Below are 16,119 nucleotides of genomic sequence, written 5' to 3'. Positions count from 1 at the left end.
CCTCCCAAAAAATAATTAAAATTATTTAAAATAGTGTTTGTACATTGCACCGCCAAAAAGTGCCCTGTATCGTTCAGCACTGTCGTTATTCTGCCAGCTCAGGTTTTTTTGTACGTGGTAGTAACAATTTTTAATCATCAGTGATAACGGGCTGTTTTCTTCATATGGACTTTCTGGACAGTGAACGTGTTTATAATTTATAAAAAGACACGCTTCATCTAAATTATAGAATGTCCAATAAAGTCCATGTTCAATACCCCATTTAAACCCTGATTTATCGTAATCGTTAAATAAAACTCCTGTAGCAATGTCGAAATTTGGGTTTTTGTGCGGATCTGGATGAAGTGAAATTACGCTGTCACTTAATCCACCAGTATTTCTTGCAATTACTGGGGTTCCGTAAGCCATAGATTCCATCTGGGTTAATCCACAAGGTTCCCAAAGAGATGGTACAACAGTCCAGTCGCATCCAGCATATATAATTGGAACTATTGGGGGACAGTGTCCAACCAAGGCCATTATTTTGTTTGGATAGCTTTCTGCAAAGTCCTTTATGTTTTCTTCTATCGACTTTTCCCCTTTTGATAGAAGTATAAAACTCGCATTATTTTCTTCCAAAACTTCTGGCATCGTTTCAAATATCAAATCAAATCCTTTCTGATATGTTGCCCGACCAACAAATCCAATCAATGGAGTTTTCAATTCTCCTTTAATACTTCCATATATTTCAATATTGCTGCCTGAAATGTTACTTTTATCCATCTCGTTCCAATCATTAATATATTTTTTCAAATTTTTGCAGTTGCAAAACCATGATTCTTTTATTTGGGGTTTTACTTTCGCAGCATTTGAGATATCGTAGTTTTCAATGTAGCAATAATCTTTTGGATTTAATTTTCCATTACTCAAAATTTTCATTCTTTCGACTATATATTCTGGAGCATAAATTTCAGAATCTATTCCATTAATTATTCCATGAAACGGTTTATCTTTGGATAAATTCTTCAAAAAATCCAAATTTCGTATTTCTTCGGCATGATTTGGACTTACTGTATTAAATGCATCGCTAAAATATATTCCATGTTCTAAAAATGAAAGTACATGACCCTTATATTCAATTATTGGGCCTTTAAATGCTTCATTATGTATTGTAAGTGTCGTTGGAAGATTTAATTTTTCATGGCATTTTGCAATTGCAAGTCCACATGGCCAGTCATGGCCCGAAACACATTCAATATTTTCAATGTCTGATAAAAAAGATACAACTAAATCTGCAAAAATTTCGTATTTTATCGGATCCCAGTTATCAAGTGAATTAATTTCTGAATTACTAAATGCAAAAATTTCAAAATTGGATTCAGGATGAACTGTTTTTATCACATCAAAGAAGAATTTTGAACCCTGATATTTTATTTCTATTTTTTTTATAATTTCATGAGGTCTTTTCGAAATTTTATTTTGATGGTCATATGTTATTACAAATACCTCATTTCCTAAATTTTTTAAAAATTTTGGTAAATCTTCTAAAATATCCCCGAGTCCCCCTATTGACGTCAAAGGTGCAATTGTCGGTGTCAATATTGCTATTTTCATAAAAATACCCCTTTTAACATACTCCCTTACTTTTTATATGTTAATGAAAATATATGTTTAATGGAGAATATATTAGTTTTTAATCGTTGAAGGGGAGTAAGTGGAAAAAATGAGGGTGTCCATCGTTACTTGGGAATACCATCCGATAATGGTTGGTGGCTTAGCAGTACATTGTAAGGGGTTATCTGAAGCGCTTGTAAGGGCAGGCAACGAAGTCGACGTGATAACGGTAGGTTACGACCTTCCAGAATACGAAGAAGTAAATGGGGTAAATGTTTACCGTGTAAAACCGATTTCGCACAATAATTTTTTAACATGGGCAATGTTCATGGCAAATTCGCTTGAAAAAAAGATAGGGAGCTTGGGTGTTGAAAATTATGACGTTATACACTGCCATGACTGGATGACTTCGTTTGTAGGTTCAAATTTAAAACACACTGCAAAAAAACCATACGTTCAATCAGTTCACAGTACTGAACGGGGACGATGTGGTGGAATTAATTCTGAAGATTCAATAGCCATTAACGATGCAGAATGGTGGGGAAGCTACGAATCAAACCAGCTCATTGCAGTAAGCCATTCTACTAAAGATGAAATGTGTTATGGATTCAATACGCCTTGGGAAAAGGTAAATGTAATATATAATGGCGTTAATCCTTGGGAATTTGATATCGATGGAAATGATAATGAAAAATACAATTTTAGACGAAGTCTCGGGCTTTCTGATAATGAAAACATGATTCTTTTCGTTGGAAGGCTTGCTTACCAAAAGGGGGTTGAACATTTAATAAGGGGATTTCAAAAATTTTTAATAGGGCACCCAAGTTCAAAACTGATAGTTGCAGGGGAGGGCCACATGCAAGGACATTTAGAACACATAGCATGGACCTTAGGCTGTAGGGATAGAGTTATTTTTTTAGGATTTAAGAATGGGAATTTTTTAAAAAAATTGTATAAATATGCAGATGCTTGTGTCATTCCTTCAGTTTACGAACCATTTGGAATCGTAGCTCTTGAAGCAATGGCTGCCGGAACTCCCGTAGTTGCAAGCGATATTGGGGGTTTGAGTGAAATTATAAATCACGAATACAATGGAGTCAAAGTCTACCCTCGAGACGCAGATTCTATTGCATGGGGGCTTGATCGGGTAATTTCGGACTGGGGATTTAGAGAATGGATTATTAAAAATGCAAAGCATGATGCATACACGAAATACAGCTGGGATGCAATCGCAAATCAAACGGTTCAGGTATATAAACGTGCAATTGAAATGATGAAGCAATAAATTATTATAAAACATGATTAATATATTTAATAAGACTTAATTTTTGATTTTTACACTATTTAACTAATTTTTAATAGTTTTTCAGGGTGGGGCTAATGGTTGGAATTATTGGGAATGGAAATATCCTCGCAAAGATAGATGATTCAGGTTCTATCGAATACATGTTTTACCCGAGCCTCGGCTATGAAAAACACATTTTTGACGCTTCTTTTGCAATTTTCAATCACGGCCTCAAGTGGGCATGGGATAACAACTGGGATATCAACCAGAGTTACGTAAAAGATACGAATATTTTGAGAACTACTTACGAATGCAACGAGTTTTTAATGGAATCAAGGGATTATATTCCAATTTCACACAATATTATTATAAAGCAGATTTCAATTTCGAATAAAACCGATGAAACTCAGGATTTAAAGCTATTTTTTTATGAAAATTTACGAATGGGGGAAATTCCAAAAGAAAACACGGTTCAATTTATTAAAGACCACCAGACGATACTAAAATATGATGGAACTTATTCTACGTGTATTGGAAGTGATAAAAAAATCGATTCTTACCAGTGTGGGGTTCGTTCATCCGATAAAAGTGCATTACTCGATATAGCAAATGGACTTTTAAAAGAATATTCTAGTTCTTCAGGCCTTATAACTGATAGTGCCATTTCGTGGAATTTAAAATTACTTCCCGGTCAAAAACAGTCCGTTTCCGTTTACATAATTATAAATCAGTACAATGGAGATTACCAAAAATTAATGGAAATCATGGATTCAATCAAGGTTGTTATAGATAACCACGAAGATTTTTACCAGCTTACAAATTCTTACTGGAAAAATTTACTAGAAACAACGATCAGTAAACTCAGTGCAAATGAATTAAATCGGGTTATGATGTGCGAAGATCTGTGTAAAAGATCGTTTCTTACATTATTACTGTTATGTGATCGAGGTGGAGGAATAATGGCATCACCGTCGTTATATCCTGATTACAGGCATGTCTGGTGCAGGGATGGTGGTTACATCGCAGTAGCACTTTCTCTCTGTGGTCAATCCAGTATCGTTGAAAAATATTTTGAATGGTGCAGAAAAACCCAAAATGAGGATGGTTCTTGGGTTCAGAGTTACTATATCAATGGAATTCCCCGATTAACTGCAATACAAATTGATCAGGTCGGAACTACGCTTTGGGCAGCTTTAATTCATTACCGAAAGAGCGATAATGAGAAATTTTTAAAGAAAAATTGGGCAATGATAAAAAAAGCAGCAGATTATCTTTCAAATGTGGCAGTAACTCTTTATCCAAGCTATGACTTGTGGGAAGAGAAATATGGTGTTTTTACATACACGTTGGGTTCAGTTTATGGCGGATTGAAATCAGCAATAGAAATTGCAAAAATTTTGGAAGAGAATAGTGAATCTATTGAAAAATGGCAAAATGCAAGCGAATTTTTAAAAGAAGAAGTTGTTGAAAAAATATATTTAAATGATAAAAATCGCTTTTTAAAGGCACTTCATCCAAAAGACGAAGCTTTGGATTCAAGTATACTTGGGATAAGTTTTCCATTTAATTTAGTAAATGCAGACGACCCAAAAATGGTTGCAACAGCAGATCAGATAGAGTCCGCATTTAATTATAAAGTTGGGGGAATTGGAAGATACCCTGAAGACGTTTATTTCGGCGGAAATCCTTGGATTATAAATACATTATGGCTTTACATGTATTACGAAATGCTTGTTTACACCCTCTCAAAAAATAAATCGATTAAAAAAGAGATTTTAGAAAATTACCGTGAGAAATGTTCAGAATTATTTGATTGGGCGTGCAAATATACATTCAGTGGTTTGATGCCTGAGCAGATACACAAAGATTTAGGGGTTCCAATTTCTGCAATGCCGTTAGGATGGTCGCATGCAATGTTTATAATTGCAATTCACGGAGATTTTGACATATTGATTCCATAAATTAAGATATATTATATACTATTAAATACACTATTTTCATGTACTTTAAATCTGTGGGGGATAATTGTGTTGCTGTCTCTTAATTTCGAGGTCCATCAACCGAACAGGCTTAGAAAATCTGTAAATTCAAACAGTGGGGATCTTTGGAACCGCTATGTCGACGTAGAATTAAACAAGGAAATTTTCAATAAAGTGGCAGATAAGTGCTACATCCCATCAAATATGATAATGCTTGAATTAATCGATAATTATGATATCGAGATATCTTACAGCATTACGGGTGTTTTTTTAGAGCAGGCTCTCGAATTTAATGAAGAAGTCGTTGAATTATTCAGAGATTTAGCAAAAACTGGAAATGTGGAATTTTTAGGTGAAACTTACCACCATTCATTATCGAGTCTTTTTGAAGAACACGACGAATTTAAAGAAGATATTCTCGAACATAAAAAACTGATAAAAGAACTTTTTGGATACAAAACAACGACTTTTAGAAATACCGAACTGATTTTTAACAACAAAATTGCGGAAACGATTAAAGAAATGGGATTTAACGGAATGTTTACCGAAGGCACTAACCGTATTTTAGACTGGAGGTCGCCAAATTACGTTTACAGCTCATTAAGTGGATTAAATGTACTTCTTAGAAATTACAATTTAAGCGATGATATAGGATTTAGATTTTCTTCGAGAGACTGGAAAGAATACCCGTTAATGGCTGATAAATATGCAAACTGGCTTTCAAATACTCCTGGAGATTGTATAAATTTATACATGGATTATGAAACGTTTGGAGAGCACCAGTGGTATGATACCGGAATTTTTGAATTTTTAAGGCACCTTCCAAAAGAACTGGATAACCACAACCACATCGAATATGCAACGCCTTCTGAAATTTTTGAATTATGCAAATCAAAAGATACTATCGATGTTTTTGAATTTTCAACCCTTTCATGGGCAGATTCAGAAAGAGACATTAGTGCATGGCTTGGAAGTAAAATGCAGCAGTTATCATTCCAGAAATTAAAAGAAATAAGAGGATATCTAAACCAGTACTTACAGCAATTTGATGAAAAAGAGCGAAAAGAGTTAATAGAATATAAAATCTATAAGAACATGCAGACTAGTGATAATTTTTACTATATGTGCACAAAAGGTTTTAATGACATGGATGTACACTCTTATTTCAGTCATTTTTCAACGCCGTATGATGCATATGCAGCATATTTAGACACATATTATGATTTTAAGAATCATCTAGTTTTAAAATTACTTTCAACATATTTCAAGTAACAAGGGATTAATCATGCAGTACGAAAACACGAACAATGAAAATAACACTAGTGGCACACAAGATATTCAAAAATTTAAAAAATATATTCGAACCGAAAAGAAAGCTGATGAGCGACCGAAAGTAATTGTGATGGGCCGTTCAAATGTCGGAAAATCTACTTTTGTAAAACTCGTAACTGGAAAGAATGTACGGGTGGGAAAAAAGCCCGGAGTTACACTAAAAATTAGTGAATACGATATGGGAACGTATATTTTGGTAGATCTTCCAGGTTTTGGTTTCATGGAAGGAATAGAAAAAAAAGCGCAGGAAAAAATTAAAGATCAGATAATAGACTATGTCGAAAACAATAAAGATACAATTGCTGCATCAATTCATATATTGGATGCTAAATCTTTCATCGATATCGTTGAGAGATGGGATAACAAAGGGGAAGTTCCAATTGATCTCGAAATGGCTGATTTTTTGGAAGAACTTGAATTAAACCCGATATTTGTTGTAAATAAAATGGATAAAATAAAAAATTCCGAATGGGATAACCACCTTGACAGAGTTTCCGAAACACTCGGATTTTTACCACCTTGGAGACAGTGGCTTGATAATTTTGTTCCAGCGATAACGAGGGATAATTACGGAATTGATGGAATAAAACACAGAATAAATAAAAGAATAAATGGCTTTAAAAAATCAAAGAAGTAAAGACCTTTTTTAAATTTTTTAACACGTTCTGCTTTAAGAAATGTTTATATATCATTAGATAGATGTATATTGTAGCACGCTTATGAATGGCTTTTTTACAAACACGAAACATATGGAGGAACAATTATGGCACTAAGACCAGCAAGATGTTACAGAACCACAGAAAGAAGATCATACACAAGAAAAGAGTACGTAAGAGCAGTACCACAACCAAAAGTTGTTCACTACGTTATGGGAAACTCAAGTGTTGAATTCCCTGTAGAAGTACAGCTTATATCAAAATCAGACATCTTGATAAGACACAACGCTTTGGAATCCTCAAGGATTGCCGGTAACAAATACATCTTAAGAGAATGCGGTAGAACTGGATACTTATTCAACATCAGAGTTTACCCACACGAAATTTTAAGAGAAAACAAAATGGCTGCAGGAGCAGGTGCGGACAGGATTTCCGATGGAATGAGATTATCATTCGGTAAAGCTGTTGGAACAGCTGCAAAAGTTAAAAAAGGACAGGAAATCATCACAATCGGTGTAAACCCTGAAAAATTCTACGCTGCAAAAGAAGCATTAAGAAGATGTTCAATGAAATTGCCAACAGCATGTAAAATCGTTGTAACAAAAGGACAAGACTTAATTAGAGATTAATTAAGTATTTTATTATTTTTTTCAAATAACGTTTTTAAAAAAGTATAAGTTTTTTAAGATTATTCATCATTTTCGGGAATTTCTGCCCTAATAAATTCTTCTTTTCCTTTTAATAAACTCATTGTAGCATCAATTCCCATTTTTGCTGTTAGTTTATTTTTATGGTCTGCTGACGGATCCAAAGACGATCCTTTAGCTCCAGAAATGATAATAATGTCTTTATCACTTTGAACTCTTGTAGCAACAGCATATTCTACGTCATTTGCATCGTAAATGTTAATGTCGCCATCTACAACAGTTACGTGTTTTAAACTAGGGTGTGCTGCAAGTGCTGCAAGGATTGCGTTTTTACCGTCCCCTTCTGTTTTTTTATCAATCGAAACAACAGCATTTAACCAGCAGCATCCCCCTTGTGTTAAAGCAACATTTTTAAGTGATGGAACAGTGTTTCTTATTCCCTTATACATTCTAGGTTCTTGTGGAAGTCCCATCAAGATTTTGTGTTCACTTCCCCCTGGAAGTAATGCGTGGAATATTGCCTCTTCTTTTCTTCTAAGTGCGGTTATTTTGATCAATGGCTGCTTTCTTATAACGTCGTATGTTCCAGTAATGTCTACAAATGGCCCTTCATCAACCATTTCTGCTGTTATTTTTGCTTCGATTATAAATTCTGCTTCTGGAACTTCTAAATCGACTGTTTTACATTTTACTAAATTTAATGGTTTTTTCATTAATGCTGAAGCGTACTTTAATTCGTTAAATGAAACATCTCCCGAGGTTGAAGCCGCAAGTAAGACCGCAGGATGAACTCCAATAACAATTGCACAGTCTACTTCGCCATTTCCAATATTTTTGTTGTAAATATAGTGAAGGTGTCTTTGTTCAACCATTCTAATTGCTAAATTGCCATCAGGCCTAACTAAAATCCTATGAATTGATGCGTTTACCCCTTCATCTTTATCTTTTACGATAACTACTCCTGAAGTTAAATAAGGCCCAGCGTCTTTTCCATAGTATGTTGGAATTGGGTATTCGTGAATTTTTTCTAAATCATCATTAATATAGAGTTTTTCTAAACTTTCATCGACAATTAATTCTCCCTTTTTCTCATTATCGATTGATTCAACCATATGTTTCATTAAATCTTCTTTTTCAATCCCTAAACTGTTTGCAATAACGTCTCTAGTGCATAAATTTCCAATGACTGGATATCCGTTTACATCTTTTATGAAAACTGGTTTATCGTCATTTTCTTTTAAAATTCTTGAAACCCCAAATTTTTTGGTAGATTTTTCAAAAACAACTTTTTCAACAGAATTTACGAGGTTTTTTACCATATAACCACCTGAAAATTAAATTAAACAAAAATAAAAAGATTATCGTTTTTTTCTAGCAATTTCTTTACTTAATTTTTCGCCGGTATCGCTCAACCTGCTCGCAACACTTCTAGGAACATTGCCCTTTTCAGACAGTATCTTTCCAATTGTTCCAGATAATAAAAAAATAGCAAAAGTGTGTTCTGATTTGGTCCTGTGGATATGGTGGGGCCTTATATTTAATTCATCATATTCTTTAAATGATTCTTCAAGTTCGATTCCAAATTTTCTAGCCAAATCTTTTCTCATGTAAACTAAGAGTTGGTGTAATTGGATGAGTTCATCCTTATGCATTCAATCACCTTTAAATTTAAAAAGAAATTGTTTTTAAGCAACAATTTCGTCAAATGAAAATAATCGAAGGTTTACGGGTTTTTTAGTAACATTTATTTCTTTTCCAACAATTATAGGGGTCTTGTCATAAAGTAAATCCACTATCTTCTGGCTTATTGGCATATCTGCTGCAAAAAAGTCCATTTTTTTGATTTCATGGATATTTGTTAGAAATTCTTTAAACGTGTTTGTTTTTTCGGTTCCATCAACAACAAACTTAACGTTGCCTGTATTTTTAATGCTATCGACTATTTCCTTAACACCACTGAATTTTTTATCTACCTGACTTTCGTTTGCGGCATCAACATCGATAATTTCAGTTTCAGTTTTTTTCACAGGTTCTACAATAACGGTTTCTTCTTCAACCACATTGTCATCAAAAACAGGTTCCGTAACCGGTGTTTCTACTTTTTCAAAATATTTTGGAGTTACCGATTCAACAATTTCTTCTGGAGAATTCGAATTGATAACTTCAGAAACATTACATGAATTATTGCAGTTATTTCCAACGATCTGTTCAACCGGAACTTTCGCCCTCAAACATTTCATTATTTCTTTTTTAGACGTTCCTTCAACTTCTTTACCATATGGCGCTCTTGCAACGTAGTCTATATCGCAAGTTTGGAGGAGTTCTTTTAAAATCAATTCTCCGCCCCTGTCACCGTCGGTAAAAGCAGTAGTTGTTTTTTTCTTTGTCAATTCCATAATTGATTTTGGAACTGAGGTTCCTTCAACAGCTACGGTATTTTTAATTCCACATCTTAAAAGAGTTAAAACATCGGCTCTTCCTTCAACAACAATAATTGAATCAGAATGGACTACATTTGGACCACAAGGAAGGTTTTCCGGTCCAAACTCCATAATTTCTTCGGTCCTTAATGACTCTTTGATTTCTTCCGTTATTTCGTAGGTGTCAATCATTTCGTCCATTAATTTTCTTAAAATAGATCTAGCTCGGTTTGTGATATACTGTCTTTTTGAGACTCGAATATCTTCAACTTCGGTTATTTTAACCGTGGCAAAACAGGGGCCAACTCTGTCAATCGTTTCAAGAGTTGCTGCAAGTATTGATGTTTCAACCTTGTCAAGGCTTGAAGGCAACGTTATTTTAGCAAAGGATTTTCCATTGATATTTTCAAGGTCAACATCGATTCTTCCGATTCGACCACTTTTTTGCAAATCCCTCAAATCGAGTTCATTACTCAACAATCCTTCGGTTTGACCAAAAATTGCGCCGATTACATCATGTTTTTCGACATAACCGTCTGCAATGAGTTCGGTATATATGATATATTTGGTAGTTCCTAAATCCATAAATGATCCTCCTAATGAAGTTTGACCAACCAATCTCAAAAACCAAATTTTCTCGAAACAGTAATCTAATCTTACCTATCTAGTTATAATATTTTTTGTATATAAAATTAATATGGGAATTTTCTTTTATTTCAAAGAATAATCTTTTAGCAATTAACTCAACCGAAAAGTTTATATATAATATGCTACAATGTGTACTATGCTCTGAGATGAGTGAGAAAGGGAGTAAAATAGCGGCTTTGATGTAGACTGGTATCATACGGCCCTGCCACGGCCGACACCCGGGTTCAAATCCCGGAGGCCGCATCTCTAAACTTTGAACGTGCGCCAGTGGTGTAGCCTGGTATCACTTTGGCCTTCCAAGCCAGTAACTCGGGTTCAAATCCCGACTGGCGCACTTTTTATTTTGGACATATTAATTTATTAATTTAGATTAATAAATAATATGGTCTTATATATCTCAAAACACCCTATTTTCAAATAATTATTAACCATTTTTATGGGGATATTTTTGAAAATGGAAACCCTGATTCTTTTTACCTTAATTTTAATTTTATCGGCAAATTTTTCTAGATACTCTTTTGAAGACAATTCTAACGAAATCGAAGAAGATCTTTTTGAACCAATAATCTTAATTCATGATGTTAGCCCGGTTTATTTAGAAGATTTAAAAGAAATTGATGAAGTAATCAGTAAATATGGTTATTCTAAAAGAACGTACCTTTTTTTGATAGTAAACCATGCAAATGACAACCCATTAAAAGAAAATCAAAATTTCGTTAAATACATTAGATATCTTCAAACAAAAGGGTACAACGTTGAATTACACGGTTATGACCACATTGAAAGAGAATTTGACTGCAATTATTCCATCGCGAGTGAAAAAATAGAGAAATCGCTTGAAATATTAAATACTTACAAATTTGATGAAATATCCTGTATTCTTCCGCCAAGATATGGAATTTCCGAAGATTCAAAAAAAGCAATGCTTAACAATGGTTTTTCAATAATTATTGGACAATATGCCTTTGAAATGAATAACAATAGTGTTTATACATACAATATTACAAACAAGGAATATACCTGGTATCTCGAAGAAAATAATACTAAAAATCAATTGAATTTGGCTGAAGAAGAGTATTTGGAGTCAGAATATAAATATTTCCTTTCGATACACCCAAAAGCTGTAAATTATGGCGGGGGCATTGAATTCTTGAATGAATTCTTGAATTTCACAAAAGAAGAAAACAGGTTTAATTCTGAGGATCCAATGGACGTTTATATGTATTTTGGAATTAAAAAAATAGATTTTAGTTAATTTTTATACGGATTTTCCATTTTTTTCTTTAATATTGCAGATTCTTTTGCTATTTTTTTATTGTAAATATTACCAATTCTTTCAACTGCATCAAGCGTATTTATTGCAGTTTCAAGGTATGAATAGATATCTCCACTGTATGTTTGAAGTTTTAATACGTCATGAATGACTTTTGATATTTGAAGCGGTGTTTTTTTGATTATTCTCAAATTAAGAACTTTTTTGGAATTGTAATTGATAATATCTTCTTCAATCATTTCATCAAATTCTATCAGCCATGGCAGTATTTCATCTCTTAAGGTCTTATCTTTTATTTTTTCAAAATTTTCTTTTATTACTTCGAAAGCATCCGTAAATCTTGTTGGAATGTTTGTGTTCGTGGTTTTTGTGATTTTATTTTTCAAGTTTGCTGGGATATAAACGTTTTCAAACGGTGAAATGGACACCACCAAATCAATAGGGTCTTTGTGTAAATTTTTCCTTATTTTTTCAGCATCTTTTGGATACAAAAATGAAACTGAAGTTGCATATCCGTATCGAGTTGTATTTATGTTTTTATTTTGTAATTCAAGCATATGGAAATTTGAAAGCGAATCTAAAACATAATTTAAACCCAAATTTTTTCCAAGAACTGGAACTTTTGAAACATCGGGAATCGTAACCTTACTTCTGTAGTTTTTAATGGCACAAACGTTTGCCAAAACCTGTTCAAATTCTTCATCTTCGCTGTATTCTAAAGAAACTTCTTCAGGTTCTGAATTTAATAATTTAAACGAAATTTCATCTTCTGAATTTTCCATTTTAGCGTGATATTTTTTGCCGATTTCAACAAGGCTGTAAACTTTTCCCTTATCGTGCATCCCCTTTCTTCCGGCCCTACCACACATTTGCTGGAATTCTGAAGGGTTTAGCCAGTCTCCACCCATTGCAAGGCTTTCTAAAACTACTGTTGAAGCTGCAAAATCAACACCTGCTGCAAGTGCTGCGGTAGTTACCACACACATCGTTTTCTGTTTTAAAAAATTATCTTCAACAGTTCGCCTTTTTGAGTATTCCATTCCGCCGTGGTAATAATCTGACTTTATTCCTTTAGTATTTAGATAATTTGAGATATATTCTGCCCTTTTTCTTGAAAATGTAAATATTAAACTCTGGCCCCTAAACCCGTATTTTGATTTTGAGCTAAATTCCTGTTTAACAATATCATTTACAAGATTTAATTTCCCGTAATCATTTTTTGTGAAAATTAAGTGTCTTTCGAGTGGAACTGGTCTTCCATTGTATAACACAAGTTTTGATCCTAATTTTGATGCTAATTCTTCAGGATTTCCAACAGTTGCAGAGAGGTATATCATCTGGCAGTTGAATAAGTACCTCAATCTTCCAATAAGGCCGTCAAGACGCGCACCTCGTTCATCCATATTCATAGAGTGGACTTCATCAATTACAACCGTTCCAACATCTTTTAATTTACCCGATCTTATCAAATAATCTATTCCTTCGTAAGTTCCAATTATGATATCAGAATCGATACTTGAATTGATATCGCCCCCTTTATTTTCTGAGAGCCTTCCCATTCCAACTCTTAACGATACTGAATATCCTTCGTTTTCATATCGTTCTTTAAATTCAACGTACTTTTGATTTGCAAGTGCAACCAAAGGTACTAAAAATAAAAATTTACCCTTTTTTTCAGATATATTTTTAATTCCTGCAAGTTCCCCAATCAAAGTTTTTCCAGAAGACGTCGCAGAAGTAATTAACAAATTATCATTTTTTAAAAGCCCTGCTTTTACAGAAAGAGTCTGAACTGGGAGTAATTCGTCAATTCCCCTATTTTTAATTATTTCTTTTAAAAAGTCGGGAATTTCAAGTTCATCAATTGTATAATTTTTAATTTCGTCATCAACATTTCCAGTTAAAACATCGTATTTCGTAAGTTCTGGATTTTTAAGCGGGTTTTTAGACTTGAAAAGTTCAATTACTTTATTCGCATCTTTAAATCTTCTAAGTAATTTTTCGATAAACTCTTCGTTAACGGCGACTTCATGTTTCACTTCATCAATTGCACATTCAAGACAGGTCTCGCTGTTGTATATTTTGTATTTATCCGTAATCTCGCTAAATTTCCCTTTAATAATGCAAAAAGGGCATAAATCGATGTAGCCGTATTTAATATTGTTTTGTTTGAGGAATTCTTCTAATTTTAACGATTCTTCGTCAGTACTTAAAAAGACTTTATTTGATCTAACGAAATTTAATAATTTTGAGGGCTGCACTGGGTTTACATTTCCTGCTTTTTCTTCCCTACATTTGTAAAGTGTAATCCTATTATTTGCAGGTCTTATTATACCATAATACGCTCTTTCGTCGGTTAAATCAACAAATTGGATCTCTTCTTTCTTTTTCTTTAATTTTCTCACAATAATCATGGATTCACCAAATAATCAGTAATAAAAACCATAAATTACAGATAATGTTATAAATGTATGAAAATGGTACAAAGCTATATAATTTAAAGGTATATAATAAAATGGTGGTAAAATGTCTGTTGCTTTAAAGAAGTTTTTTTCAAACCGGGGCCAGTTAAGTCTTGAATTTTCAGTTCTGATTCTTGCAGTCATTACTGCGGCAATTCTTTTGGGTTACCACTTAATTGTAAGTTCAAAGGCAGTTCAGGAATCAAATATTGACACGATCAATAATACGCACAACACTGCAATGGATGCGCTCAGTGAAGTTAGTTAAATAATTAAACTTAAAAAAACGTTAATAATCGGGATACTATGAAGTTAATTGGAATTACGGGAATGCCCGGATCTGGAAAAAGTGCAATTACGAAATTGGCAGAAAAATACAAAATAACAGTCGTTTCTATGGGTGATGTTGTAAGGCACGAAACATCAAAACAGGGACTTATTTTAAATCCTGAAAATGTAGGAAATACTGCGGTAAAACTTCGAGAACTTCATGGAAAAGAGGCAATTGCGATACCTTGCCTTAATTATGTTAATGAAAAATACAATTGCGAAGATTTCGTTATAATCGAAGGAATTAGAAGTATTTATGAAGTTAATTATCTTAAAAAACATGCAAAACTCGATATTATTGCAATTCACTCTTCGCCAAAAACTAGATTTGATCGGTTATCTGGTAGAAACCGTGAAGACGATTCAAACGATTGGAATACCTTTGTTGAAAGAGATGAAAGAGAGCTGAATTTTTCAATTGGAAATGTAATTGCACTTTCAGATTACATGGTTGTAAACGAAGGAAATTACAATGATTTTATACATGACCTTGAAAACACGTTGAAAAATATAATTAAAGCAGATTAATTTTTTAAGCTTATTTTAATTTTTATTTTCACTTTTTTGATATTTTTCTGAGAGTTCATCTATTTTATCGCCTGTTAATCTGTAAATTAACCAGTCATCAACAGGAACTGCACCCATTTTTTCATAGAACTTTCTTGCAGGGTTCCAGTCTAAAACCGTCCATTCAATTTTTCCGCAATTTCGCTCTTTTGCAAGATTTGATAAATATTCAAATGTTTTTCTTCCAATTCCAATTCCCCTAAATTCTTCCCTAATGTATAAATCTTCAATATAAATTCCGGGTTTTCCAAGGAATGTCGAAAAATTGTGGAAAAATAAAACAAGACCAACAGGTTTTAAATCTGCTTCTACAATCAAAGCTTCGGCATACTGTTTTTTTCCAAATAACGACTCTTTAATTATTTCTTCAGTTGCAAGAACGCTGTCTTCTAAATTTTCGTATCTTGCAAGTTCATTGATAAATTCGAAGATTAATGGGGCATCTGAAACCGTTGTCGGCCGGATATTAATTTTTAAATTGGTACTCAAAGTAACACCATCGAAAGATTTTAATAAACAGTTTAATTCTATATACTTAAAAATTATAAAAAAGGTAGGGTATGAAACAGTATTTGCCAGTTTTATTGCTCGTTTTATCAAATATTTTCATGACTTTTGCGTGGTATGGGCATTTGAAGTACAAAATGTCTCCACTTTGGATTGTTATACTGGTAAGTTGGGGGATTGCATTTTTCGAGTACTGTTTGCAGGTTCCAGCAAACAGGATCGGCTCAAATTATTTTACGCCAGCACAGTTGAAGGTAATTCAGGAAATAATAACTCTTGTAATATTCAGTATCTTTTCAGTACTTTACTTAAAAGAAGAATTTAGGTGGAATTACGCGGTAGGATTCTTTTTTATAATCCTTGCAGCGATTTTCATCTTTAAAAAATGGTAAATTAAAATTTTAAATTTTTGTAATAATT

The 16,119-nt window shown here is 33.3% G+C and carries 15 protein-coding genes and 2 tRNA genes; 11 read left to right on the top strand and 6 right to left on the bottom strand.

What is annotated here, in order from left to right; all coding sequences use genetic code 11:
- Positions 1 to 21: 21 nt before the first annotated feature.
- Positions 22 to 1,593 (bottom strand): glycogen synthase, encoded by a 1,572-nt coding sequence (locus HNP90_RS00610; protein ID WP_011976938.1) that lies wholly within the window; start codon positions 1,591 to 1,593, stop codon positions 22 to 24.
- A gap of 109 nt (positions 1,594 to 1,702) precedes the next feature.
- Between HNP90_RS00610 and HNP90_RS00605 the strand changes: the two genes are divergently transcribed.
- The 5 genes from HNP90_RS00605 to rplJ all read left to right on the top strand — a co-directional run bounded on the left by HNP90_RS00605 (position 1,703) and on the right by rplJ (position 7,474).
- The gene (locus tag HNP90_RS00605) at positions 1,703 to 2,878 is read left to right on the top strand and encodes a glycosyltransferase family 4 protein (protein WP_011976937.1); all 1,176 of its coding nucleotides are present in this window, start codon (positions 1,703 to 1,705) and stop codon (positions 2,876 to 2,878) included.
- A 95-nt stretch (positions 2,879 to 2,973) separates the two neighbouring features.
- The gene (locus tag HNP90_RS00600) at positions 2,974 to 4,839 is read left to right on the top strand and encodes a glycoside hydrolase family 15 protein (protein WP_011976936.1); all 1,866 of its coding nucleotides are present in this window, start codon (positions 2,974 to 2,976) and stop codon (positions 4,837 to 4,839) included.
- Positions 4,840 to 4,905: 66 nt separating this feature from the next.
- Entirely contained in the window at positions 4,906 to 6,129 is a 1,224-nt protein-coding gene (locus tag HNP90_RS00595; RefSeq protein ID WP_011976935.1) for a glycoside hydrolase family 57 protein, read from the top strand.
- 13 nt (positions 6,130 to 6,142) lie between these two features.
- Positions 6,143 to 6,826: a GTP-binding protein EngB gene (engB, locus tag HNP90_RS00590; protein WP_011976934.1), complete on the top strand. Its 684-nt coding sequence runs from the start codon at positions 6,143 to 6,145 to the stop codon at positions 6,824 to 6,826.
- A 126-nt stretch (positions 6,827 to 6,952) separates the two neighbouring features.
- Entirely contained in the window at positions 6,953 to 7,474 is a 522-nt protein-coding gene (rplJ, locus tag HNP90_RS00585) for a 50S ribosomal protein L16 (protein ID WP_011976933.1), read from the top strand.
- 59 nt (positions 7,475 to 7,533) lie between these two features.
- Here rplJ and HNP90_RS00580 read toward each other — a convergent pair whose 3' ends face one another.
- Genes HNP90_RS00580 through dnaG form a run of 3 tightly spaced genes read right to left on the bottom strand, consistent with a single transcriptional unit; the run spans position 7,534 to position 10,497 of the window.
- The gene (locus tag HNP90_RS00580) at positions 7,534 to 8,811 is read right to left on the bottom strand and encodes a UbiD family decarboxylase (RefSeq protein WP_011976932.1); all 1,278 of its coding nucleotides are present in this window, start codon (positions 8,809 to 8,811) and stop codon (positions 7,534 to 7,536) included.
- Between the two features lie 39 nt (positions 8,812 to 8,850).
- Entirely contained in the window at positions 8,851 to 9,144 is a 294-nt protein-coding gene (locus HNP90_RS00575) for a UPF0058 family protein (protein WP_011868077.1), read from the bottom strand.
- Between the two features lie 33 nt (positions 9,145 to 9,177).
- Entirely contained in the window at positions 9,178 to 10,497 is a 1,320-nt protein-coding gene (gene dnaG / locus HNP90_RS00570) for a DNA primase DnaG (protein WP_011976931.1), read from the bottom strand.
- Between the two features lie 233 nt (positions 10,498 to 10,730).
- Between dnaG and HNP90_RS00565 the strand changes: the two genes are divergently transcribed.
- The 3 genes from HNP90_RS00565 to HNP90_RS00555 all read left to right on the top strand — a co-directional run bounded on the left by HNP90_RS00565 (position 10,731) and on the right by HNP90_RS00555 (position 11,815).
- Positions 10,731 to 10,803 (top strand) — tRNA-Gly (locus HNP90_RS00565).
- A gap of 18 nt (positions 10,804 to 10,821) precedes the next feature.
- Positions 10,822 to 10,894 (top strand) — tRNA-Gly (locus HNP90_RS00560).
- 120 nt (positions 10,895 to 11,014) lie between these two features.
- Complete coding sequence (locus tag HNP90_RS00555) at positions 11,015 to 11,815, top strand: DUF2334 domain-containing protein (protein ID WP_011976930.1); 801 nt, start codon at positions 11,015 to 11,017, stop codon at positions 11,813 to 11,815.
- Here the strand turns inward: HNP90_RS00555 and HNP90_RS00550 are convergent.
- Positions 11,812 to 14,247, bottom strand: coding sequence for a DEAD/DEAH box helicase (locus tag HNP90_RS00550; protein ID WP_011976929.1), 2,436 nt, complete (start codon positions 14,245 to 14,247; stop codon positions 11,812 to 11,814). The genes HNP90_RS00555 and HNP90_RS00550 overlap by 4 nt on opposite strands.
- 112 nt (positions 14,248 to 14,359) lie before the next feature.
- On the opposite strand from HNP90_RS00550, the gene HNP90_RS00545 reads away from it, so the two are divergent.
- The gene (locus HNP90_RS00545; protein WP_011976928.1) at positions 14,360 to 14,563 is read left to right on the top strand and encodes a class III signal peptide-containing protein; all 204 of its coding nucleotides are present in this window, start codon (positions 14,360 to 14,362) and stop codon (positions 14,561 to 14,563) included.
- 38 nt (positions 14,564 to 14,601) lie between these two features.
- The gene (locus tag HNP90_RS00540; RefSeq protein WP_011976927.1) at positions 14,602 to 15,153 is read left to right on the top strand and encodes an AAA family ATPase; all 552 of its coding nucleotides are present in this window, start codon (positions 14,602 to 14,604) and stop codon (positions 15,151 to 15,153) included.
- 15 nt (positions 15,154 to 15,168) lie between these two features.
- On the opposite strand, the gene HNP90_RS00535 is transcribed toward HNP90_RS00540, so the two are convergent.
- A complete protein-coding gene (locus HNP90_RS00535; protein ID WP_011976926.1) occupies positions 15,169 to 15,681 on the bottom strand; it encodes a GNAT family N-acetyltransferase in 513 nt (170 codons plus the stop codon).
- Positions 15,682 to 15,752: 71 nt separating this feature from the next.
- On the opposite strand from HNP90_RS00535, the gene HNP90_RS00530 reads away from it, so the two are divergent.
- Positions 15,753 to 16,091, top strand: coding sequence for a DMT family protein (locus tag HNP90_RS00530; protein WP_011976925.1), 339 nt, complete (start codon positions 15,753 to 15,755; stop codon positions 16,089 to 16,091).
- The last annotated feature ends 28 nt before the right edge of the window (positions 16,092 to 16,119 follow it).

Origin of the sequence: Methanococcus maripaludis (genome assembly GCF_013760955.1) — an archaeon.
Lineage (GTDB): Archaea > AGJL01 > Methanococci > Methanococcales > Methanococcaceae > Methanococcus > Methanococcus maripaludis_A.
This window is presented reverse-complemented; position numbering and strand designations above follow the sequence as displayed.

Coding starts and splice junctions, on each gene's coding strand:
- dnaG (WP_011976931.1), bottom strand. CDS start 10,497: ATGGATTTAGGAACTACCAAATATATCATATATACCGAACTCATTGCA.
- HNP90_RS00555 (WP_011976930.1), top strand. CDS start 11,015: ATGGAAACCCTGATTCTTTTTACCTTAATTTTAATTTTATCGGCAAAT.
- HNP90_RS00600 (WP_011976936.1), top strand. CDS start 2,974: ATGGTTGGAATTATTGGGAATGGAAATATCCTCGCAAAGATAGATGAT.
- HNP90_RS00530 (WP_011976925.1), top strand. CDS start 15,753: ATGAAACAGTATTTGCCAGTTTTATTGCTCGTTTTATCAAATATTTTC.
- HNP90_RS00580 (WP_011976932.1), bottom strand. CDS start 8,811: ATGGTAAAAAACCTCGTAAATTCTGTTGAAAAAGTTGTTTTTGAAAAA.
- HNP90_RS00610 (WP_011976938.1), bottom strand. CDS start 1,593: ATGAAAATAGCAATATTGACACCGACAATTGCACCTTTGACGTCAATA.
- HNP90_RS00575 (WP_011868077.1), bottom strand. CDS start 9,144: ATGCATAAGGATGAACTCATCCAATTACACCAACTCTTAGTTTACATG.
- HNP90_RS00550 (WP_011976929.1), bottom strand. CDS start 14,247: ATGATTATTGTGAGAAAATTAAAGAAAAAGAAAGAAGAGATCCAATTT.
- rplJ (WP_011976933.1), top strand. CDS start 6,953: ATGGCACTAAGACCAGCAAGATGTTACAGAACCACAGAAAGAAGATCA.
- engB (WP_011976934.1), top strand. CDS start 6,143: ATGCAGTACGAAAACACGAACAATGAAAATAACACTAGTGGCACACAA.
- HNP90_RS00605 (WP_011976937.1), top strand. CDS start 1,703: ATGAGGGTGTCCATCGTTACTTGGGAATACCATCCGATAATGGTTGGT.
- HNP90_RS00545 (WP_011976928.1), top strand. CDS start 14,360: ATGTCTGTTGCTTTAAAGAAGTTTTTTTCAAACCGGGGCCAGTTAAGT.
- HNP90_RS00540 (WP_011976927.1), top strand. CDS start 14,602: ATGAAGTTAATTGGAATTACGGGAATGCCCGGATCTGGAAAAAGTGCA.